Below are 20,646 nucleotides of genomic sequence, written 5' to 3' on the forward strand. Positions count from 1 at the left end.
TCGCGTCGCGGCTGCAACCGTGACTAACGAACCCGCAATCCGCTCGCACCCGTACCGCGCGGGCGGAACCGGACGTACGCTCAGCCGTGTGGATCAGCTTGAATCGGTACGCACCCCTTCCTCCTGGGTCGTGGTCGGTCTCGACAACGGCGGAACCTGCAACAACGCCACCGTCCTCGACGCCACCGGCCAGTTCCTCGTCGACCACCTGGTGGAGAACCCGAGCCTGGTGACCGAGGGCCCCGAATCGGCCGTCGAATCGCTCGCCGAGGCCTTCGAGAACATCATCGAGCTCACCAGCACCCCGCGAACCCTGGTCCGCGCGGTCGGCCTGGACACGCCCGGCCCGGCCAGCGCCACCGGGGTGATCTCCTCCAAGGGCGGCACCAACTTCGGTCACGTGTCCTGGCACGGCTACGACATCCGGGGCGCGCTGGAGTCCCGCATCGGCCTGCCGGTGATCTACAACAACGACGCCAACGCCGCGGCCCTGTACGCCCACCACCGTCACTTCGGCGCCGACGCCATGACCCGCTCCTCGGTGTCCGCGATCGTCGGCACCGGCCTCGGCGGCGGCGTGGTCGAGAACGGCCGGGTCATCGGCGGCGCGGCCGGGATGGCCGGCGAGCTCGGCCACGTGCAGATCCCGCTGCACGACGTGCTCGAGGACGACCAGCCGGTGCCCGCCTGCAACTGCGGCTTCGAGGGCGACGTGGAGAGCATCGCGTCGCTGACCGCCATCAAGAACAACCTGCTGCCGTACTGGCTGAAGCGGTTCCCCGAGCACCCGCTGGCCGCCGAGCCACTGGCGAAGGCCGCCAAGAAACTACGGGCGTACGGGGAAAAGGAAGACCCCCTGGCGATGGCGGTGTTCGGGCAGCAGGCCAAGGCGATCGGGAAGTTGTTCACCATCGCCGCGAACTTCACCGACCCCGGCGCTTACCTGCTGGGCGGCGGGGTGGTCGAGGCCGCGCCGCGCTTCCGCCAGTGGTTCCTCAACACCGTCCGCGAGCACACCCAGCTGCGCCAGGAGCAGCAGGCGGTGGCGTCCTTCGCCCTGGTCGCCGACCTGGACATGGCCGGCGCCCGCGGGGCGGCGGTGGCCGCCCTGGAACGGGTGAACGCCGGCTGACGCTTACGACCGCGCCGGCTCAATCCCGCGGGTCGACGATCGAGATTCCCGCGTCCTTGGCCGCGGCGGCTAACCGGTCGTCATAGGTAGCCAGGCCATCTAGATCGGGCCCGAGCACCCGGGCTGTGGCGAGGTGGATCGCGTCCAGCGAACGCCGCATCCGGTCCGGCTCGTTCATCGCCGCGTCCACCACCTCGTCATCGATGCTCACATAGTCAAAGGCCAGGAGAAGGGCCCTTGCATCCGGCAGCGCGGCCGGCATGACGCGGCCGACCGCGCGGATCACCTCGATGCGCAGAAGCGTCGAACTGGCCCATGACGCGCCCGTGCTGACGTCATAGAACTCGGCGAACGCTCGTGAATGGCTCTCCTCGGCCAATAATTTGAGCGCAGCGGAGGTGTCGATGTAGTAGAGGCTCACCAGCGCTCCTCGTCACGCAGCGTCGCGAGCGCATCGCTGAGCCGGTTCGTGCCATCCCCGGCACGCATCCGCGGCCGGAACCCGGGTCGCACTGCCAGACGCGCCCGGCCCTCTTCGACCAACCGGTCCAGCACCGGCGTCGGTTTCCGGTCGCCGACCGGGACGATCCGCGCGACCAGCTTGCCGTACTCCGTTACGTCGATCGTCTCGCCGTGGCGCACCCGCGCCAGCACCTCACTGGTGTTGTGCCGTAGCTCCCGAAGACCTACCGAATGCTCACTAAGAGTCGTCACAACCAAAAGGTATCACAAATTTGTGCCACATCCGGAGGAGCGATGGTCGCCTCTAGATATAGACAGTAGTCGTTATGTAGCGTCCCCCTTGCCGTCCGTGGCCGCCCCGGGTCCGGACGATGAGAAGGGGGAATTGATGCGACGAAGCATCACGGCCGCCACGGTCGTGCTCGGCCTCGTGTTCCTCGCGCCCGGCCCGGCACTCGCCGATCCCACTCCCACGCCGAAGCCCACCGACCTCACCCCCGCCGAGAAGGCCTCCCTGGCCGCCGGCATCGGCATCGCGCCCAAGGCCGCCTACGGGACCCGACCCAAGGGCCCCAACCCCTACCTGGCCCAGGTCAGCGACGCCTCGAAGATCGACTGGTCGGGCTGGGGCAACTACATGAAGACCCAGTCCGCGGCGAAGGCGAAATCGCGTACGGCAAGCAAGGCCTTGAAAGCCCCGCCACCCACCGTGGTCGTCGACGAGGACGAGATCGACGGGACCTGGGGTGCCAACGACGGCCCCGGCGCCTACGCCCAGCGGGTCGCCGGCTTCGGCACCGGCGCCAAGCAGTATTCGCGCATGCGGGTGCTGGGCAGCCTCGACCACGAGAGCATCAGCACCCCGGCGGTGGCGGCCGCCCCCGAGGACGACGGCGCGATCCCCCTGGCCGGCGACACCGGCATCGGGACCGTGCGCACCGGCGCGAGCATCGACTCGCAGCTCGGTGACGGCCCGCACGGGCGCTCCGGCGGCGGCGACGGCAGCAACGACTTCGACTTCTACAAGATGCACGCGGCGGCGGGTAAGACGCTGACCGTCGCGACCGCCACGCCGGACGGGCCGCTGGACACCGTGCTGCTGCTGTTCGCGGCCGACGGCACGCTGCTGGCCAGCAACGACGACTCGGTCGGGCTGGACAGCCGGATCGTGTACAAGGTTCCCGGCGAGGGCGACTACTACGCGGCCGTGGTCGCCTACCGCGGGCTGCCCGGCGACCCGTTCGACTCGGGCAGCGGCGACGGCATCGGCAACCCGAGCCCGCCCAGCGAAGGCCCGTACACGGTGACGTTGAGCTCCACCGGCGTCGACGTGGACTACTTCGCGGTCAAGCTCAAGCCCGGCGACGTGCTGGGCGCCTCGGTCACCGGGTCACCGGCCTATCTGACCGTGTACGACACGACGCCGCGTGAGGTGCACGGATCGGACCAGGACGCCTCGTACATCTACCCGCTCGCCAGCCCGCTGCCGGCCGGCGGGAACGCGGTCACCGACTACGTGGCCACCACGGCGGGCTGGCACTACGTGGGAGTCGAGCGCGGCACCGGGGCCTACCAGCTCACCGTCGAGGCGTACCGGCCAATTCTGCAAGGCGCCAAGCCGACGCAGACCCTCTACCTGGACTTCGACGGCGCCCGGGTGAACACCGGGGTGTTCGGCGGGTTCGGCAACCGCGACCTCAGCCCGCTGTCGTCGTTCCTCGCGAGCTGGGGGCTGACCCGCGCCGACGAGGACGCGCTGATCGACGGCGTGGTGGCCACGGTGACCGAGAACCTGAAGAAGGACATGCAGGTCAGCGGCCTCAACGAGCGGTTCAAGCTGAAGATCGCGAACAGCCGCGACGACGCCGACCCGACCGGCGGCGCCAACGTCAGCCGGATCGTCGTGGGCGGCACGATCGACGAGTCGGGGGTCGACACCATCGGCATCTCGCAGAGCATCGACCCGGGCAACTTCGAGCCGGAAGAGCTGGCGCTGGTGCTGCTGGACGTGCTCAGCGCGCCGGCCGGCGACTCGGCCGCCTCGCTGAACACGTACCTGACCCCGGCTAGTGACCGGATCACCTTCCTCGGTCACGCCCTGGGCAACGTGATCTCGCACGAGGGCGGCCACTTCTTCGGCGACTTCCACACCGACAACGCCGACGCGGCGGCCAACATCATGGACGCCGGGGGCAGCGGCTTCGCCACCCTGTTCGGCGTCGGCCCGGACCAGGTGGGCGGCACCGCGGACGACGTGGACGTCGACTTCGGTGACAGCCCGTTCCTGCCCGCCGAGGGCTTCACCGGCACCCAGGACACGCTCGGCCGGATCGTTTTCGGCGTCACCAGCTGACGAGAAAGGGAGACCGTCCTCAGTCCTTGAGGGCGGTCTCCACGTCGTCGAAGATCGCCAGGTAGTCGAGCAGGCCTAACGTGCTGAACAGCCGTTTCAGGAAGCCGGACGGTGCGGCCAGGCGCACCCAGCCGCCGCGCTCGGTGGCCCGGCCGTGCGCGGTGACCAGCACGCCCACCCCCATCGAGTCGCAGAAGTCCAGGCCGGACACGTCCACGATGACCCGGGGAGCGGGCCGTTCGACGAGCCGGTTCAGGTTGGCTTTCAGGGACGGTGCGGTGTCGATGTCGAGTGACCCGCGCAGCACCAGGACGGCCGTGTTCGGGGGATGGTGCGCGACCGAGACCTGCATGACGTGTCGCTTTCCAAGGGGCTATATCGATAAGGGACCCCTATGTTAGGGCCTCGGCTGTCGATCATGAAATGCCGTGATACGGCGGACAGGCCGCCTGGTTCACTCGCGAAGTAACTTGTGGGTATGGCGTTAGACATAGGCGACACCGTCCCCGATTTTGAACTCCCCGACCAGGACGGCACCCCCCGGCGGCTGAGCACGCTGCTCGAGGACGGCCCGCTCGTCCTGTTCTTCTACCCCGCGGCGCTCAGCGGCGGCTGTACCAAGGAGGCGTGCAGCTTCCGCGACCTGGCCGCGGAGTACCGCAAGGCCGGCGTGCAGCGCGCCGGCATCAGCCGCGACCTGCCCGCGAAGCAGAAGAAGTTCGCCGAGCTGAACAACTTCGACTACCCGCTGCTCAGCGACCCGGATTACCAGGTGGCCGAGGCGATGGGCGTCAAGCGCAAGCTGCCGCTGGGCCCGATGAGCACGCGTCGGATGACGTTCGTGATCGGCACCGACCGCCGCGTCATCGAGATCATCCACGACGAACGGTCCCCGGAAGACCACGCGGCCAGGGCGCTGGACGCCCTGGCCGCCAAGAAGAGCTAGATCTTAATTACGCCACTGCCGGCCCGACCGTCCGATGAGGCGGTCGGCGTCGGTCGGCCCCCAGGACGCGGCCTCGTAGGTGGGGATCGGCGACGCGTCGTTCGCCCAGTGCTCGATGATCGGGTCGACGATCCGCCAGCACTGCTCCACCTCGTCGGTGCGGATGAACAGCGTCGGGTCACCCAGCAGGGCATCCAGAAGCAGGCGCTCGTACGCCTCCGGGGACTCCTCGGTGAACGTCTGGTCGTACGAGAAATCCATGCTGGCCGTGCGCACCCGGAACGAGTGGCCGGGCACCTTGGCACCGAAGCGCAGCGAGATGCCCTCGTTCGGCTGGATCCGCAGGATCAGCGCGTCCGCCTCCAGCTCGGTGAGCTGGTCCTGCGGGATCGGCAGGTGCGGCGGCCGCTGGAAGGTCAGTGCCACCTCGGTCACCCGGGCTGGCAGCCGCTTGCCGGTGCGCACGTAGAACGGCACCCCGGCCCAGCGCCAGTTGTCCACGTTGAGCCGCATCGCCGCGAACGTCTCGGTACGCGAGAGCGGATCGACGCCGACCTCCTCGCGGTAGCCCGCCATCAGGTCGTCGCGCGTGCCGCCCCGCGTGTACTGGCCGCGGACCGCCAGGTCGGCGATGTCGCGGTGGGTGGGCAGCCGGATCGCCTGCAGCAGCTTCACCTTCTCGTTGCGCAGCCCCTCGGCGTCGAACGAGGCCGGCGGCTCCATCAGCGACAGCGCCAGCACCTGCAGCACGTGGTTCTGCACGATGTCCCGCATCGCGCCGGCGTTCTCGTAGAAGCCGCCGCGGGTGCCCACGCCCAGCGTCTCGGCCACGGTGATCTGCACATGGTCGACCCAGGACCGGTCCCAGATCGGCTGGAAGATCGAGTTGGCGAAGCGCAGCGCCAGCACGTTCTGGACGGTGTCCTTGCCCAGGTAGTGGTCGATGCGGAACACCTGGTGCTCGTCGAACGCACTGTGCACCACCGCGTCGAGCTCGCGCGCCGTGGTCAGGTCCCGCCCGTACGGCTTCTCGATCACCAGGCGGGAGAAGACGCCCTCCTTGGTGTGGTTGAGCCCGGCGGACGCCAGCCCGTTGATCACCGGCTCGAACGCCTCGGCCGGGGTGGACAGGTAGAACAGCCGGTTGCCGGACGTGCCGCGGGTGCGGTCGAGCTCGTCGAGCGTCTCGGCCAGCCGCTTGTACGTCTCCGGGTCGTCGTAGCCGCCCGAGACGTACCGGATGCCGCCGGCGAGCTGAACCTTGTCGGCGAGCTTGAGGCCGCCGAGCGCGCTGTCCGCGAACTGCTCGTCGAGCATCGGCGTGCGCGCGACGCCGACCAGGGCGAACTCGTTGGGCAGGCGGTGGTGACGGGCCAGGCTCTCGACGGCGGGGAGCAGCTTGCGGCGAGTCAGGTCGCCCGAGGCGCCGAAGATCACCAGCGTGGCGGGTGGGGCGCTGCGCTCCTGAATGAGCTGGGGGGCGTTGTCCATGGTCTCCGAGTCCTCATACGGAACTTGTTTTCACCGAAAACCTTACGCAGCCCGCGGCTCCCAAGTTCGATCTCATCCGTCGATGCGACCAGGGCCTCAGCGGCAAAAGTGGCAAACTGGGGTGAATCCGAACACACTCAGGGGAGAGCCCGTGAAGTACCGCCTGGTTACGCGCAGTGACTTCGACGGCCTGGTGTGCGCGGTGCTCCTGCGCCACCTGGACATGATCGACGACATCACGTTCGTGCACCCCAAGGACGTGCAGGACGGTGCGGTGGAGATCACCGACAGAGACATTCTGACCAATCTCCCGTACGCCTCGGGCGCGCACATGGTGTTCGACCACCATCACTCCGAGACGCTGCGCAACGCGGGCGGCCTGGCCAACCACGTGATCGACGCCGACGCCCCGTCCGCCGCACGCGTCATTTACGAGCACTTCGGCGGCCAGCAGCGCTTCCCGCAGGTCTCCTACGGCCTGATGCGCGCCGTGGACCAGGCCGACTCGGCCGACTACGCGCTCGAGGACATCCTGCGCCCGCGCGGCTGGACGCTGCTGAACTTCCTGATGGACAGCCGCACCGGCCTGGGCCGCTTCCGCGACTTCCGGATCTCCAACTACGACCTGATGATGAACCTCATCGACTGGTGCATCGCCCACGACGACGTCGACGAGATCCTGGCCCAGCCGGACGTGAAGGAGCGCGCCGACCTCTACCACGCGCAACACGACCCGTTCGTGGCCCAGCTGCACCGGGTGAGCACCCTGCACGGCGACGTCGTGGTGGTCGACCTGCGCGACGAGGAGGTCATCCACGCCGGGAACCGCTTCATGGTGTACGCGCTGTTCCCCGAGGCGCGCGTGTCGGTGCACGTCATCTGGGGCCGCCAGAAGCTGAACACCGTCTTCGCCTGCGGCAAGTCGATCCTCGACCGCACCTCCCCGGTCGACATCGGCGAGGTGATGCTGCGTTACGGCGGCGGCGGCCACATCGCAGCGGGCACCTGCCAGGTCCCGCACGACCAGGCCGGCCAGGTCGAGAAGGAGCTGATCGAGGACCTGAACGCCCGGCGCTGACGGCACCGGGCGGGCTGCTTGCTATGGTGGAGATGTATGAGCGCGTTGTACATCATCAACAGGAGGTCGCCGTGGCCATCACTCAGATCGATCTCGATGACGACGCGCTGGCCGAGGCCATGCGGCTGTCCGGCGCGCGCAGCAAGAAGGAGACGGTGAACCTGGCCCTGCGTGAGTACGCGGCCCGGCATCGCCGCATCGCGGCACTCGAGCACTACGCCGCCGCGGCCCAGACCTGGGACTACGAAGGCTGGCAGGACATGCACGCGGCCGGCAAGGGGCCCGCTGCGTGATGCGCTATTTGGCCGATTCGTCGGCTCTGTGGCGATTGCTGCGCGATTCCGAGGTGCGAGCCGGCTGGTCCGACGTGATCTCTGACCACGCGATCGGATCATGCCAGCCGCAGCGCACCGAGTTTCGCCGCTCGGCTCGCAACCTCGACGACTACGAGCAGATGACCGCCATGTTCACCGACTTGTACCCCGACGTCCCGGTGCCGAAGTCGGCGTGGCAATGGGTCGAGTCCGCGCAGTATCGCCTGTTGCGTGCCGGAGCGCATCGCGCGTTGTCGTGCGTCGATCTGCTGATCTGCGCGTGCGCCGCCGTCCGCGGGCTGGTGGTCCTGCACGACGACAACGATTTCGTCACCGCCGCACGACACCTTCCCGACTTGGCCGAACGCCGGGTCCAGACGATCCCGTCGTAAGGGCGACCTCCTCGTCCGGGCCGGAGTGCCCACCGCGGAATGACTAACGCCAATATCTGGAGTTATCGATTCAGAGGGCGGGCCCCAAGGGGTTGGGGCCCGCTGCTTCTGCGGGATCAGCCGGCGGCGGGGACGTCGACGGTGGAGCGGACGAGGATCTCGAAGACGTTGATGTCGGGCGGCTGGCCGACCGTGTAGGCGATCGCGTCCGCGATGGTGGAGGCGGGCATGTTGCGGGTCGCGGCCATCTGCCGCACCCAGGCCATGGTGCCGGGATCCCCGCCGTCCGAGATCAGGTCGGATTCGACGAAGGACGGACTGATCACGGACACCCGCAGGGTGGGGTTCTCCATGCGCAGTCCCTCGGAGACGGCGCGGACGGCTGCTTTCACGGCGCTGTAGACGGCGGTGCTGGGGGCCACCTGGTGGGCGAGCGTCGAACCGACGTTGATGACGTGGCCGTGTCCCTGACCGCGCATGATCGGCAGGACCGCGGCGATGCCGTGGAGCACGCCGCGGAGGTTGACGTCGATCATCTGCTGCCAGTCGTCGACGCGTAGCGCGCTCAGCGGGGACAGCGGCATCACGCCGGCGTTGTTGACCAGCACGTCGATCCGGCCGTGCCGGTGGGCGGCCTGCCGCACGAAGCTGGTGAAATCCTCCGGGTCCGCGACGTCCAGGACGGCGTATTCGGCGGAGCCGCCGGCTTCGGCGATCTCCTCGTGCACCGCGGCGAGCCGGTCCTTGCGGCGGGCGCCGAGGACGACGTGGTGGCCGGCCGCGGCCAGGCGGCGGGCGGTGGCCGCGCCGATGCCGGTTCCGCCGCCGGTGACGAGGACAACCTTCGAGTCGGACATGGTGATGCGATCTCCTTGATCGGGGATGCGACTTTCGGGCGCGGTGTTTCGCGTCCGCTCATCACAACCAAGAACAAGCGGCTGGAATGCAGTTCGGTCGGCCTCGCGTTACCTAGGACTGCCAGTACTCATCAGGGCAGCCAGAGGAGCCGATGAACGCCAGGGAAGAGTTCGGCGGGTTTCTGCGTGCGGCCCGCGCCCGTACGGCGCCCGCCACCGTGAGTGGACTCCGCAGCTCCGGCGCCGATCCCCGGCAGCGCCGGGTCAAGGGCCTGCGCCGCGAGGAGGTCGCCCAGCTCGCGGGCGTCAGCTTCGACTACTACACCCGGCTCGAGCAGGGCCGCGTCGGCCACGTCTCCGACGCGGTGCTGAGAGGCGTCGCGGACGCGCTGCGGCTCGACGAGGCGGAGCGCCGCTACCTGCGCGATCTGACGGAGGGGCCACGCCGGCGGGCCGGCACCTCGCCGTCTCGCCGGGAGCGGGTGCGTCCGACGATCCGGCACCTCGTGGACGCCTTCAGCGACGTCTCGGTGATGGTGACCGGTCGCGGTATGGACGTCCTGGCGGTGAACAAGCTGGCGGCCGAGATCTTCTTCGACCCGGCCGCCGCGCCGGCCGCCGAGCGGAATCTCGCCGTGTGGACCTTCCTGGATCCGGCGGCCAGGCAGCGGTACGTCGAATGGCAGCGGATCGCCCAAGGCATGGTCCACGGCCTGCGCCTGCAAGCGGCGGGCAATCCCGGCGACGCCCGGGTGGCCGAGGTGATCGCGACGCTGCGTGAGCGCAGTGCGGACTTCCGTGTGATGTGGGCGAAGCCGGGCGCTTTCGAGTGCACCCTCGCCCGGATGGTGATGCGCCACCCCGCCGTCGGCGAGTTCCGGCTCGACTGCGAGGCTTTCCCGGTACCGGGCGACGCGGTCCAGAAGATGAACGTGCACAGTGCCCCGGCCGGCTCGCCCGCCGACGGCAAGCTCGCCGAGCTGCGTGGACTCCTCGTCTGAGCGAAGTCTCAGCAAGGGATTTCAGCGAGGGATTATTGAGGGGGATGGGAGAGCCGAACCCTCTCCCATCCCCCTCGTCGCGGGTCGTGGACCTTGCCCAAAAGGTCCCACCCGCTCGGTCGTGCTTCGCGCCCCACGCGCGTCGGCACGACATCGCCCGCGTCCACCACGCGCGGGAGTCTTTCTCAGCCCTTGAAGCTCCACTTGCTGGTCCCGGCGGTGACCGGCTCCTTCTCGTCGCCGTCGGACGAGGACTCCGTCTCGTCGTCGTCCGAGGACGATGAGGAGGACGACGAGGGCTCCTCGTCCTGCTCGGCGCGGTGCCGGCCACGCAGCATCATGACGGCGCCGGCCAGCACGGCCAGGCCGGCCACTACCCAGCCGAGGATCGCCCAGATCGACGTGCCGCGCTGGGCGTCGGAGGCGGTCTTCGCGAAGAACTGGTTCTCGGCGTCGTCCGAGCCGGTCGTGGTGGTGCCGGTCGCGGCGGTGCCGCCCTCGTGGGCCGCGTGCTCGGCCACCGACGGGTCGTTCGGGTCGGCCGGGGTCAGCTTCACGACCGGGGCGGTCAGCGCCGGGCCGGGCTTGCCGTCGCCGTACGTGGCGGCGAAGTTCCACTTCATCTGGCTCAGCGCGGGCAGCGGGCCGAGCGCGACGGTCAGGTCGGCCGACTTGCCCGGGGCCAGCGCCTTGCCGGGCATCGCGATCCAGGTGATCGCCTCGGCCACCTGCGTGGTCGGCACCCCGCCGTGGATCTGCGGGATCGGCGTGGCCAGTGTCTTCGTGTCGATCTTCGGAGCCCAGCCGTCGACCGACAACGGGTACAGCTCGGCCACCGACGTGTCGGCGGGCAGGCTGAGCTTGACCTGGGTCATCGCGGCGGTGCCGTCGTTGGTGACGTGGAAGACGAAGTTCTGCGCGCTGCCCTGGGGTGCGCTGGGCGGGTTGACCGAGACGTCGGCGAGGGCCGGGCCGGCGGCCAGCACGCCGAACAGCACGGCGGCGGCCGGGACGCCCGCACGGCGGGCCAGCTGGAAGTACCTCACGACGGGTAGTTCGTACCGGGGCCTCGAAAGGTTCAAGCCCGCCGGAAAGTTTTCGAACCCGCCGGTAGATGATGGGGGCATGCGTGATGTGCCGATTGATGGCGACATGATCCGGCTGGGGCAGTTTCTCAAACTGGCCGACCTCATCGACACCGGGGGCGAGGGCAAGATTCTGATCGCGTCGGGTGACGTGACGGTCAACGGCGAGGTGGACACCCGCCGGGGCCGCCAGCTGCACCCGGGCGACGTGGTGGCGGTGCTCGGCCAGCAGGCACGCGTTTCCTCCACATAGGACTTTCGGCTAAATCGGGTAACCGTTCGTCGATCGGAGCGCGACGAACGGTTGACATGTTCGAGATCGACAGCATTAACTGGCTGGGTGTTACCGGCGTCACACGACCGACCGGGAGGGCCCATGCTTCGCAGGCGCATCCCCGCGGCAGCGGCCGTCCTCGTCCTCGCCGTCAGTGGCTGCGCGGGCTGGGGCGGCGGACCGGGCGGCGGCGGCCCGGACAGCATCAACGTGCTGATGGTGAACAACCCGCAGATGATCGACCTGCAGCGGCTCACCGCGGACAACTTCACCAAGCAGACCGGCATCAACGTGAACTACACGGTGCTGCCGGAGAACGACGTCCGCGACAAGATCAGCCAGGAGTTCTCCAGCCAGGCCGGACAGTACGACGTGGCCTCGCTCAGCAACTTCGAGATCCCCATCTACGCCAAGTCGAAGTGGATCGCGCCGCTCGACGGATACACGCAGGCCGACACCCAGTTCGACCAGTCGGACATCCTGCCGCCGATGACCCAGTCGCTGACCGCCGACGACGGCAAGCTCTACGGCGAGCCCTTCTACGGCGAGTCGTCGTTCCTGATGTACCGCAAGGACGTGCTAGACGCGAACGGCATCACCATGCCGGCCCGGCCCACCTGGCAGCAGGTCGCCGGCATCGCCGCCCGCGTCGACGGCAAGCAGCCCGGCATGCGCGGCATCTGCCTGCGCGGCCAGCCCGGCTGGGGGCAGATCTTCGCGCCGCTCACCACGGTGGTGAACACCTTCGGCGGCACCTGGTTCGAGAAGGACTGGACGCCGAAGGTCGACGCGCCCGAGTTCACCGCCGCCACCAAGTTCTACGTGGACCTGGTCCGCGCGCACGGCGAGAACGGCGCGCCGCAGGCCGGCTTCACCGAGTGCCTGAACAACATGGTCCAGGGCAACGTGGCGATGTGGTACGACGCGACCAGCGCGGCCGGCTCGCTCGAGGCCGACGACTCGCCGGTCAAGGGCAAGATCGGGTACGTTGCCGCGCCGGTCGAGCAGACCAAGAGCTCCGGCTGGCTGTACGCGTGGTCGTGGAGCATCCAGGAGGCCAGTAAGAAGAAGGACAACGCCTGGAAGTTCATCTCCTGGGCCTCCAGCCGTCAGTACGAGGAGCTCGTCGGCCGGCAGGTCGGCTGGTCCAGCGTGCCGGCCGGCAAGCGCGCCTCGACGTACGACAACCCGGACTACCTCAAGGTGGCGTCCGCGTTCGCCGAGCCCACCCGCGCGTCGATCGAGAGCGCCGACCCGCGCAACCCCGGCGTGCAGCCGCGTCCCGCCATCGGCATCCAGTTCATCGACATCCCCGAGTTCACCGACCTGGGCACCCAGGTGTCGCAGTACGTGAGCTCGGCCATCGCCGGCCAGATGAGCGTCGACGAGGCGCTCGAAAGGGGTCAGCGGCTCGCCGAGGACGTGTCCGAGCGCTACCAGTCACGGCAAGGGTGAGGGAGGACCGATGACGTCCGTTGCCACGCAGACCGGCGAGGGCACCGTCGAGGCGCGCCCACCGAAACCGCCGCGCACCGGCGGCCCGCGCGCGGCCGGCTGGGCGCGCCGGGCACCGCTGCTGCCCGCCCTGGTCTTCATGATCATCGTCACCCAGTTGCCGTTCGTGGCGACGCTGGTCATCTCCTTCATGGACTGGAACGCGTACTACCCGCAGGAGCGGGGCTTCGCCGGCTTCGCCAACTTCAAGCGGGTGTTCACCGACGTGAACATGCGCGACGCGGTGTGGACGACGATCCTGCTCACCGCCGGCGTGGTGCTGCTCAGCCTGCTCCTGGGCCTGGGCATCGCGCTGCTGCTGGACCGCAAGTTCCGGGGCCGCGGCGCGGTCCGCACCCTGATGATCGCGCCGTTCCTGGTGGTGCCGGTCGCGGCCGCGCTGCTCTGGAAGCACGCCCTCTACAACCCCGAGTACGGGCTGTTCAACGGCGCGCTGACCTGGGTGTGGCGGCTGTTCGGCTCGGACCACCCGCCGCAGCCGGACTGGATCAGCAACATGCCGCTGTGGTCGGTCATCTTCGCGCTGGTCTGGCAGTGGACGCCGTTCATGATGCTGATCCTGCTGGCCGGGCTGCAGGGCCGGCCGCTCGACGTGATCGAGGCGGCCCGCATCGACGGCGCGAACAGCTGGCAGATCTTCCGCAGCATGACGCTGCCGCACCTGCGGCAGTACCTGGAACTGGGCGCGCTGCTCGGCTCCATCTACATCGTGCAGAACTTCGACGCGGTCTTCACGATCACGTCCGGCGGGCTGGGCACGGCGAACCTGCCGTACACGATCTACCAGATCTTCTACCAGGCGCACGATTACGGCCGGGCCTCCGCGGCCGCCGTGATCGTGGTGATCGGCACCATCATCATCGCGACGTTCGCGCTGCGTACCGTCTCGTCGCTGTTCCGGCAGGAGGCAGGCCGATGACCGCCGTGACCGCCCCGGCAGTGCCCAAACGCAAGGACCGCGGCGGTCCCTGGCTCAGCCTGCTCGCCTGGGTGGTCGGCATCCTGTTCGTGCTCCCGGTCCTGTGGATGATCCTCACCTCGTTCCACTCCGAGGAGCAGGCCGCGCAGAACCCGCCGGCCCTGTTCGCGCCGCTCACCCTCGACGGGTACCGCGAGTTCTTCTCCGGCGGCGCGAGCCCGTGGCCGCCGCTGCTGAACTCGCTCACGGCCAGCATCGTGTCGACGGCGCTGGTGCTGCTGCTGAGCATGCCGGCGGCGTACGCGCTGAGCATCAAACCGGTGCGCAAGTGGACCGACGTGCTGTTCTTCTTCCTGTCCACGAAGATGCTGCCGGTGGTGGCGGGGCTGCTGCCGCTGTACCTGTTCGCGCAGTACGTGGGCCTGCTCGACAACATCTGGCTGCTGATCATCTTCTACACCTCGATGAACCTGCCGATCGCGGTGTGGATGATGCGCTCGTTCCTGTCCGAGGTGCCGGTCGAGATGCTCGAAGCCGCCTCGGTGGACGGCGCCGGGCTGATCCGCACGCTGCGCTCGGTGGTCGCCCCGGTGGTCACGCCCGGGATCGCGGCGACCGCGCTGATCTGCTTCATCTTCAGCTGGAACGAGCTGCTGTTCGCCCGGGTGCTGACCGCGACCGTGGCGGAGACCGCACCGGTCTTCCTCACCAGCTTCGTGACCAGCCAGGGGTTGTTCCTCGCGCAGTTGTGCGCGGCCGCCTTCGTGGTGTCGCTGCCGGTGCTGGTGGCCGGTTTCGCGGCCCAGGACAAGCTGGTCCAGGGGCTTTCCCTGGGATCGGTGAAATAAGAGGAGGCACACCAGCCTCACTCCGCCCGAATAAACGGTGGCCGGTCCCTGGAGAAAAGGGGCCGGCCACCGGACGGTCAGCGGAAACCGGGTGAAATATCCCGCCAGGGCGGAACCGGTGCACGCTCCGGATCGTCGAACCGGCATGACTCGACTTCACGGCACCCTGATGGCCGCCGCCGTGCCCCTGGTCCTGCTCGCCGCCTGCGCCCGGCCGGCCGGGGACGCCGCCCAGCCGGCCGCCCCCGCCAAGCCCGCCGCCGACGCCGACGACCTGGTCGTGCGCTCCGAGTCGTACGGCGGGTTCGTCCCGGCCAGCCTGACCGTGGGCCGGCTGCCGGAGATCAGCGTCTACGCCGACGGACGGGTGATCTCGCAGGGCCCGGTCCCGGCGATCTACCCGGGTCCGGCGCTGCCCAACGTGCAGGTCACCACGATCAGCCAGGCGAAGATCCAGGAGATCGTGAAGCAGGGCGAGGCGGCCGGGGTGCGCAGCGGCGCCGACTTCGGCCGGCCCAACGTCGCCGACGCGCCGACCACCCGGGTGACCGTCGGTGATCAGTCGGTCGCGGTGGAGGCGCTGCAGCAGAGCCAGCCCGACGACCCGATGCTCACCCCGGCGCAGCGCGACGCCCGCACCAAGCTCACCGCCTACGTCAAGAGCCTCTCCGAGCTCACGCTCGCCGGTGGTTCCGCTTCTGCGCCGTACGCCCCGGACGCCGTCGCCGTGCTGGCCCGGCCCTGGCAGAAGCCCGGCGACGGGATGCAGAGCCCGGCGAAGGCGTGGCCCGGCCCGGCGCTGCCCGGCACCTACGTGAACCCGAGCTTCAAGATCGGCTGTGTCACGGTGACCGGCGCCGACAAGGACAAGGTGCTCGCCGCCGCCGAGTCCGCCACCTCGATCACCCCGTGGACCTCGGGCAAGGACAAGTACCTGATCACGTTCCGTCCGCTGCTGCCCGACGAGAAGGGCTGCGGCGTGCTGATGAAGGGCAACCGCGGATGATCCCGATCGGCGAGGAGCCCGGCGAAAGGCCGGAGCGGGACGTGCCCGCCCCGGCCCCGCGGACCCGCCGGCGTTACTGCACGCCGAGCAGGTCCACCACGAAGATGAGGGTCTCGTTCGGCTTGATCACGCCGCCGGCGCCGCGCGCGCCGTAACCGAGCTGCGGCGGGATGGTCAGCTTGCGCCGGCCGCCCACCTTCATCCCGGCCACACCCTGGTCCCAGCCGGCGATGACCTGTCCGCCGCCGAGCGGGAAGGCGAACGGCTCACCACGGTTGTACGACGCGTCGAACTCCCGGCCGGTCGAATGTGCCACACCGACGTAGTGCACATTCACGACGTGACCGGGAGTCGCCTCCGGGCCCTCACCGACGGTGATGTCCTCGATCGTCAGCTCCGCGGGCGGGTCACCCTGGATCGGGCCGACCTCGGGCTTATCCATGACGTTCTCCTTCGTTTCCTCTGGGCAGGGGCCGGTTCGCCGGTAAGAGCGTGATCGGCGAGGCCGGGCCCCACACCATGCAATCACAGCCCGATGCGGCCGGGCTCGTCCGGATCGATCCCCCGATGTGCTGAACGACTCAAGCTCTCTTTCCGTATCCCTGCGCGGCACCGCCGGAGAAGCGCAGCAGGGAGAGCCACCATGATCATCCGTCGTCTCGCCGCCATGGCCGGCGTCGTCACCGCCGCGGCACTGCTGCCGGCGCTGCCCGCCGCCGCGCACGGCGCTCCGACCACGCCGATCAGCCGGACCGCCGCCTGCGCGTCGGGCGGCAGCGACACCGGGGCCGCGGCCTGCAAGGCGGCGAAGACGGCCAACGGCGGTGCGCTGGGCAACTTCGACAACCTGCGTATCCCGGACGTGAACGGCAACGACCGGGCACGCGTGCCGGACGGGAAGCTGTGCAGCGGCGGCCTCGACGCGTACCGGGGTCTCGATCTCGCGAGGGACGACTTCCCGGCCACGTCGGTGTCGAGCGGGCAGACGCTGAAGGTCAAGTACCGGGCGACGATCCCGCACGCCGGATCATTCCGGATTTACCTCACGAATTCGGGATATAAGGCGACGAAGAAGCTGGCCTGGTCGGATCTCGGCAGCAAGCCCCTGGCCGAGGTCAAGGAGCCGGCGCTGCACGACGGGGCGTACTCGATGACGGTGAAACTGCCGCAGCGCACCGGCCGGCAGATCCTCTACATCGTCTGGGAGACGTCGAGCACGCCGGACACCTACTACTCGTGCTCGGACCTCTCGTTCAAGGCGGCCGCGAAGCCGAAGCCCACCACCAAGGCCCCGGCCTCCTCGGCGCCGGCAAGCAAGAAGGCCACGGCGAGCCCGGCCGCGGCCGCCCCGGATACGACGACGTCGGCCGCGCCGGCCGCGACCACCGAACCGTCCGAGCAGGCGCAGGTCCTCACTCCGGTCGGTGACCAGAGCAGCGCCACGCTCGGTCACTCGCTCATCGCGGGCGCGGCGGTGCTGGGCGGCGGCGCGGTGCTCTGGGCGGCGATCGGCGGAATCCGGCGGCGACGGCGGCAAAGCTGACCACAACGGTGTCGCACCTACGAAAGGTCGGTATGTCAGCGCAGCCCAGTGATCTGTACGCGTTCCGCAGCCCGGACAAGCCGGACACCGTGACGATCATCGCTACCTACGCGACGTCCCAGCAACCGGAGGCCGACTTCGGCGACGACGTCCTCTACGAGATCCACCTCGACGTCAACGGCGACGCCCGCCCCGATCTGTCCTACCAGTTCCGCTTCCGCACCGAACTGCGCGAGAACCGGCGCCAGTTCTACTCGGTGACGACCGTCGACGCGTACGGGAAACACCGCGTGCTGGCCGATCACCTGGCTTGCGACCAGGGGGTTTCGGTGCTGCGCACCGGGGAGAAGGTGTTCGCCGGCGAGCGCGCCGACGCGTTCTTCGTCCACCCGGGCGCGATCTTCGACCTCGGCGAGCAGGGCCCGTACGCCTTCGAAAGGCCGAGCCGGCCGAGCCGGTCCACTGTGCACGCCATCGCCGTGCAGATGCCGCGGAGCCTGCTGGACTGCGCGGTGGCCGGCGTGTGGACCTCGGCCAGCCGCCGCGAGGTACGCCTGGACACCGACAGCGACGATGTGGTGGTCGGCCCGCACCTGCAGGTGGCCCGGCTCGGCAACCCGCTGGTCGGCGACGTCGTCATGCCGGCCGCCGAGCGGGACACGTGGAACACGCTGCCGCCCGCCGAGGACAAGCGGTTCGCCGCGTTCGTCGAGAAGCCGGAGTTCGCGGACCGGCTCGTCGCGCGCTACCCGCGGGCCTTCGGTGCCCTGGCCGGTCTCGTCCGGGCCGGCACTCCGCGCTCGGATCTCGTGGCGCTGCTGCTCACCGGCATCCCGGACGGGCTGGTCGACGGCTTCGGCAACGCCACCGGCGAGACCCAGGCGGACATGCTGCGCCTGTCGCTCGCGGTGCCGCCGAGCGCCGACCCCAACCCGTTCGGGCTGCTCGGCGGCGACCTGGCCGGCTTCCCGAACGGCCGCCGGCCGGGCGACGACGTCGTATCGATCATGCTGCGGTGCTTGGCCGGTGCCACGTTTCCGCTGGTGGACGAGGACTTCCGGCCGGACGACGCGGCCGCGCTGGCCGAGCCCGGAGAGGGTGCCGGGGTGGACGGACCGCTGTCGACGTTTCCCTATCTGGGGTCGCCACGGGTCTAGGGTGGACCCATGGCAGGCGGAACGCTCTTTGAACCGCCGGTGCACGTCGCGTTACGAACGACCGACGTGGATCAGGCACGCGCCTTCTGCCGCTCGATGTTCTACGGTCCGCTGCGGATGGAGCCGGTCGGCGACCGCACCCGGTTCGCCTTCGACGGCGACGTCGTCGTGCTGGGCTCCATCACGGTCGGCGAGATCAGCTACGCCAGCGACGTGCACCTGTGGATCGCCGACCTCGAGACGGCCTACCACGTGCTCGCCCCGCTGACCGGCAGCCTGAAGTCGCGGCACGGCGGCACCACGGTTGTCGCCGACCCGACGCTGGCCGCGGTGTACCGCCCGGTCGGCGACATCGACCTGGACTGGCCGGGTGGCTGCCGGCTACTCAGCGTGAAGGTGGACCGGCACGCGCTGGAACGCGAACTGGACGCCGGCTCCGACTCGCGGATCGTTTCGCCGCTGCTGCTCGGCGCCAGCTTCGACCTGGCCGACGGCCCCGGGCGCACGTGGGCCGCGCTGGTCCGCCTGCTGCACACCGAGATGCGCGACGATAAGGGTCTGGCCGCCCAGCCCAGGGTGGCGGCCCGCTGGCGGGACATGCTGATCAGCGGGCTCGCGCTGATCGTCGAGCATCCGTACGGCGCCGAGGAACCGGCCGGCATGCTCGGACCGCGCCGGCCGCGCACGGTCAAGCGGGCCCTGGACGCGATGCACGCCGAGCCCGCCAAGCAGTACACGGCGGCCGAGCTCGCCTCGATCGCCGGGGTCGGGGTGCGCGTGCTGCAGGAGGCGTTCCGCCAGCACGTGGGCTTGTCGCCGCTGTCCTACCTGCGCCGGATCCGGCTCGACGGGGTGCACGCCGAACTGTCCCGCGGCGACCCGTGGCGGGCCAGCGTCAGCGAGGTCGCGTTCCGCTGGGGCTTCACGCACCTCGGGCGCTTCGCCGGGGCGTACCGGGAAAGGTTTGGGGTTCTGCCCTCGCACACCCTGCGGGAAAGGCGTTAGAGCTCCACCCGTTGGCCCTTGCCGATCACCACGATGCCGTTGTCGGAGACGGTGTAGAGCTTGCGGTCGCGGTCCAGGTCGACGCCGATCTGCGCGCCCTCCGGGATCACCACGTTCTTGTCGATGATGGCGTTGCGCACGATCGCGCGGCGGCCCACCGACACGCCCTCCATCAGCACCGCGCCCTCGACGTGCGACCACGAGTTCACCCGGACGTTGGGGGAGACCACCGACCGCTCGACCAGCGACCCGGACACCACCACCCCGGGCGAGATCATCGACTCGATGGCGCGGCCCTGCCGGTCGTCGTAGCTGTGCACGAACTTCGCCGGCGGCCACGAGCCGCCGTTGGTGAAGATCGGCCAGTCGTGGTTGTACAGGTTGAAGATCGGCAGGGTGGCGATCAGGTCCATGTGGGCCTCGTAGAACGAGTCCAGCGTCCCCACGTCCCGCCAGTACCCGCGGTCGCGGTCGGTGCTGCCCGGCACGTCGTTCTCGCGGAAGTCGTAGACGTTCGCCTCGCCACGCTCGACCAGCATCGGGATGATGTTGCCGCCCATGTCGTGCTTGGAGTCCGGGTCCTGCGCGTCCTGCGTCACCGCGTCGACCAGCGCCCGGGTCGTGAAGACATAGTTGCCCATCGACGCGTAGATCTCGTCCGGCGCGTCGGGCAGGCCGTCGACCTCCTTCGGCTTCTCCCGGAACGCGCGGATCCGCTTGCCGTCCTCGGCGACGTCGATCACGCCGAACTGGTCGGACATCGACTTCGGCTGCCGGATGCCGGCCACCGTGACCGCCGCGCCCGAGGCGATGTGGTCGTTGACCATCTGCTTCGGATCCATACGGTAGATGTGGTCGGCGCCGAACACGATCACATAGTCCGGCGACTCGTCCCGGATGAGGTTCATGCTCTGGTAGATGGCGTCGGCGGACCCGGCGAACCAGCGCGGACCGAGGCGCTGCTGGGCCGGCACCGGCGTGACGTAGTTGCCGAGCAGCGTCGACATCCGCCAGGTCTTGGAGATGTGCCGGTCGAGCGAGTGCGACTTGTACTGGGTCAGGACGACGATCTTCAGGTAGCCGCCGTTGGCCAGATTCGACAGCACGAAGTCGATCATGCGGTAGATGCCGCCGAACGGAACCCCGGGCTTGGCCCGGTCGGCCGTCAGCGGCATCAGGCGCTTACCCTCACCACCGGCCAGAACGATTGCAAGCACCTTGACAGCCATGGAAGGACGCTAACTTTCCGCCAGCGGTAACGCCAGCCG

The 20,646-nt window shown here is 69.3% G+C and carries 23 protein-coding genes; 15 read left to right on the forward strand and 8 right to left on the reverse strand.

Annotated features, from left to right (window positions below):
• The first annotated feature begins 88 nt into the window (after nt 1-88).
• Nucleotides 89-1,132 (forward strand): ROK family protein, encoded by a 1,044-nt coding sequence (locus HH310_RS20710; protein WP_312034235.1) that lies wholly within the window; start codon nt 89-91, stop codon nt 1,130-1,132.
• A gap of 19 nt (nt 1,133-1,151) precedes the next feature.
• On the opposite strand, the gene HH310_RS20715 is transcribed toward HH310_RS20710, so the two are convergent.
• Both HH310_RS20715 and HH310_RS20720 read right to left on the reverse strand, forming a co-directional pair.
• The gene (locus HH310_RS20715; protein WP_169177238.1) at nt 1,152-1,553 is read right to left on the reverse strand and encodes a type II toxin-antitoxin system VapC family toxin; all 402 of its coding nucleotides are present in this window, start codon (nt 1,551-1,553) and stop codon (nt 1,152-1,154) included.
• Complete coding sequence (locus tag HH310_RS20720; protein ID WP_169177239.1) at nt 1,550-1,846, reverse strand: type II toxin-antitoxin system Phd/YefM family antitoxin; 297 nt, start codon at nt 1,844-1,846, stop codon at nt 1,550-1,552. The genes HH310_RS20715 and HH310_RS20720 overlap by 4 nt, the downstream gene beginning before the upstream one ends.
• Before the next feature lie 136 nt (nt 1,847-1,982).
• On the opposite strand from HH310_RS20720, the gene HH310_RS20725 reads away from it, so the two are divergent.
• Entirely contained in the window at nt 1,983-3,947 is a 1,965-nt protein-coding gene (locus HH310_RS20725) for a PPC domain-containing protein (protein WP_169177240.1), read from the forward strand.
• A gap of 19 nt (nt 3,948-3,966) precedes the next feature.
• Here HH310_RS20725 and HH310_RS20730 read toward each other — a convergent pair whose 3' ends face one another.
• Entirely contained in the window at nt 3,967-4,299 is a 333-nt protein-coding gene (locus HH310_RS20730; protein ID WP_169177241.1) for an STAS domain-containing protein, read from the reverse strand.
• 126 nt (nt 4,300-4,425) lie between these two features.
• Between HH310_RS20730 and HH310_RS20735 the strand changes: the two genes are divergently transcribed.
• A complete protein-coding gene (locus HH310_RS20735) occupies nt 4,426-4,893 on the forward strand; it encodes a peroxiredoxin (RefSeq protein ID WP_169177242.1) in 468 nt (155 codons plus the stop codon).
• 3 nt (nt 4,894-4,896) lie between these two features.
• Here HH310_RS20735 and zwf read toward each other — a convergent pair whose 3' ends face one another.
• Nucleotides 4,897-6,384, reverse strand: coding sequence for a glucose-6-phosphate dehydrogenase (gene zwf, locus HH310_RS20740; protein WP_169177243.1), 1,488 nt, complete (start codon nt 6,382-6,384; stop codon nt 4,897-4,899).
• 151 nt (nt 6,385-6,535) lie between these two features.
• Here zwf and HH310_RS20745 point away from each other — a divergent pair, with 151 nt between their 5' ends.
• The 3 genes from HH310_RS20745 to HH310_RS20755 all read left to right on the forward strand — a co-directional run bounded on the left by HH310_RS20745 (nt 6,536) and on the right by HH310_RS20755 (nt 8,168).
• Nucleotides 6,536-7,462: an exopolyphosphatase gene (locus HH310_RS20745; protein WP_169177244.1), complete on the forward strand. Its 927-nt coding sequence runs from the start codon at nt 6,536-6,538 to the stop codon at nt 7,460-7,462.
• 71 nt (nt 7,463-7,533) lie between these two features.
• Nucleotides 7,534-7,755, forward strand: a complete 222-nt coding sequence (locus tag HH310_RS20750; RefSeq protein ID WP_169177245.1) for a type II toxin-antitoxin system VapB family antitoxin — start codon at nt 7,534-7,536, stop codon at nt 7,753-7,755.
• Nucleotides 7,752-8,168, forward strand: coding sequence for a PIN domain-containing protein (locus HH310_RS20755; RefSeq protein WP_169177246.1), 417 nt, complete (start codon nt 7,752-7,754; stop codon nt 8,166-8,168). Before HH310_RS20750 ends, HH310_RS20755 begins: the two co-directional genes overlap by 4 nt.
• A gap of 116 nt (nt 8,169-8,284) precedes the next feature.
• On the opposite strand, the gene HH310_RS20760 is transcribed toward HH310_RS20755, so the two are convergent.
• Entirely contained in the window at nt 8,285-9,025 is a 741-nt protein-coding gene (locus HH310_RS20760; RefSeq protein WP_169177247.1) for an SDR family oxidoreductase, read from the reverse strand.
• Nucleotides 9,026-9,177: 152 nt separating this feature from the next.
• On the opposite strand from HH310_RS20760, the gene HH310_RS20765 reads away from it, so the two are divergent.
• On the forward strand, nt 9,178-10,026 hold the full coding sequence (locus HH310_RS20765) for a helix-turn-helix transcriptional regulator (protein WP_169177248.1): 849 nt from the start codon (nt 9,178-9,180) through the stop codon (nt 10,024-10,026).
• Between the two features lie 185 nt (nt 10,027-10,211).
• On the opposite strand, the gene HH310_RS20770 is transcribed toward HH310_RS20765, so the two are convergent.
• Nucleotides 10,212-11,072, reverse strand: a complete 861-nt coding sequence (locus tag HH310_RS20770; RefSeq protein ID WP_169177249.1) for a DUF1775 domain-containing protein — start codon at nt 11,070-11,072, stop codon at nt 10,212-10,214.
• Nucleotides 11,073-11,151: 79 nt separating this feature from the next.
• Here HH310_RS20770 and HH310_RS20775 point away from each other — a divergent pair, with 79 nt between their 5' ends.
• The 5 genes from HH310_RS20775 to HH310_RS20795 all read left to right on the forward strand — a co-directional run bounded on the left by HH310_RS20775 (nt 11,152) and on the right by HH310_RS20795 (nt 15,673).
• Nucleotides 11,152-11,364, forward strand: coding sequence for an RNA-binding S4 domain-containing protein (locus HH310_RS20775; RefSeq protein WP_169177250.1), 213 nt, complete (start codon nt 11,152-11,154; stop codon nt 11,362-11,364).
• A 123-nt stretch (nt 11,365-11,487) separates the two neighbouring features.
• The gene (locus tag HH310_RS20780) at nt 11,488-12,840 is read left to right on the forward strand and encodes a sugar ABC transporter substrate-binding protein (protein WP_169177251.1); all 1,353 of its coding nucleotides are present in this window, start codon (nt 11,488-11,490) and stop codon (nt 12,838-12,840) included.
• A 10-nt stretch (nt 12,841-12,850) separates the two neighbouring features.
• Nucleotides 12,851-13,819 carry a carbohydrate ABC transporter permease gene (locus HH310_RS20785; protein WP_169177252.1) on the forward strand — a complete coding sequence of 323 codons (969 nt, stop codon included), beginning with the start codon at nt 12,851-12,853 and terminating at the stop codon, nt 13,817-13,819.
• Nucleotides 13,816-14,667 carry a carbohydrate ABC transporter permease gene (locus HH310_RS20790; RefSeq protein ID WP_169177253.1) on the forward strand — a complete coding sequence of 284 codons (852 nt, stop codon included), beginning with the start codon at nt 13,816-13,818 and terminating at the stop codon, nt 14,665-14,667. Before HH310_RS20785 ends, HH310_RS20790 begins: the two co-directional genes overlap by 4 nt.
• A gap of 145 nt (nt 14,668-14,812) precedes the next feature.
• Nucleotides 14,813-15,673 carry a hypothetical protein gene (locus tag HH310_RS20795; protein ID WP_169177254.1) on the forward strand — a complete coding sequence of 287 codons (861 nt, stop codon included), beginning with the start codon at nt 14,813-14,815 and terminating at the stop codon, nt 15,671-15,673.
• A 73-nt stretch (nt 15,674-15,746) separates the two neighbouring features.
• Here the strand turns inward: HH310_RS20795 and HH310_RS20800 are convergent, their stop codons facing one another.
• Nucleotides 15,747-16,115: an FKBP-type peptidyl-prolyl cis-trans isomerase gene (locus HH310_RS20800; protein WP_169177255.1), complete on the reverse strand. Its 369-nt coding sequence runs from the start codon at nt 16,113-16,115 to the stop codon at nt 15,747-15,749.
• Nucleotides 16,116-16,316: 201 nt separating this feature from the next.
• On the opposite strand from HH310_RS20800, the gene HH310_RS20805 reads away from it, so the two are divergent.
• The 3 genes from HH310_RS20805 to HH310_RS20815 are packed head-to-tail and all read left to right on the forward strand — an operon-like array spanning nt 16,317 to nt 19,378.
• Nucleotides 16,317-17,216, forward strand: a complete 900-nt coding sequence (locus HH310_RS20805) for a lytic polysaccharide monooxygenase (RefSeq protein ID WP_169177256.1) — start codon at nt 16,317-16,319, stop codon at nt 17,214-17,216.
• Nucleotides 17,217-17,248: 32 nt separating this feature from the next.
• Nucleotides 17,249-18,373 (forward strand): DUF4331 domain-containing protein, encoded by a 1,125-nt coding sequence (locus tag HH310_RS20810; protein ID WP_169177257.1) that lies wholly within the window; start codon nt 17,249-17,251, stop codon nt 18,371-18,373.
• Nucleotides 18,374-18,382: 9 nt separating this feature from the next.
• Nucleotides 18,383-19,378, forward strand: coding sequence for an AraC family transcriptional regulator (locus tag HH310_RS20815; protein ID WP_169177258.1), 996 nt, complete (start codon nt 18,383-18,385; stop codon nt 19,376-19,378).
• Here HH310_RS20815 and glgC read toward each other — a convergent pair.
• Nucleotides 19,375-20,607, reverse strand: coding sequence for a glucose-1-phosphate adenylyltransferase (gene glgC, locus HH310_RS20820; protein ID WP_169177259.1), 1,233 nt, complete (start codon nt 20,605-20,607; stop codon nt 19,375-19,377). The genes HH310_RS20815 and glgC overlap by 4 nt on opposite strands.
• Nucleotides 20,608-20,646: the final 39 nt, after the last annotated feature.

The organism is Actinoplanes sp. TBRC 11911, from assembly GCF_012933445.1.
Lineage (GTDB): Bacteria > Actinomycetota > Actinomycetes > Mycobacteriales > Micromonosporaceae > Actinoplanes.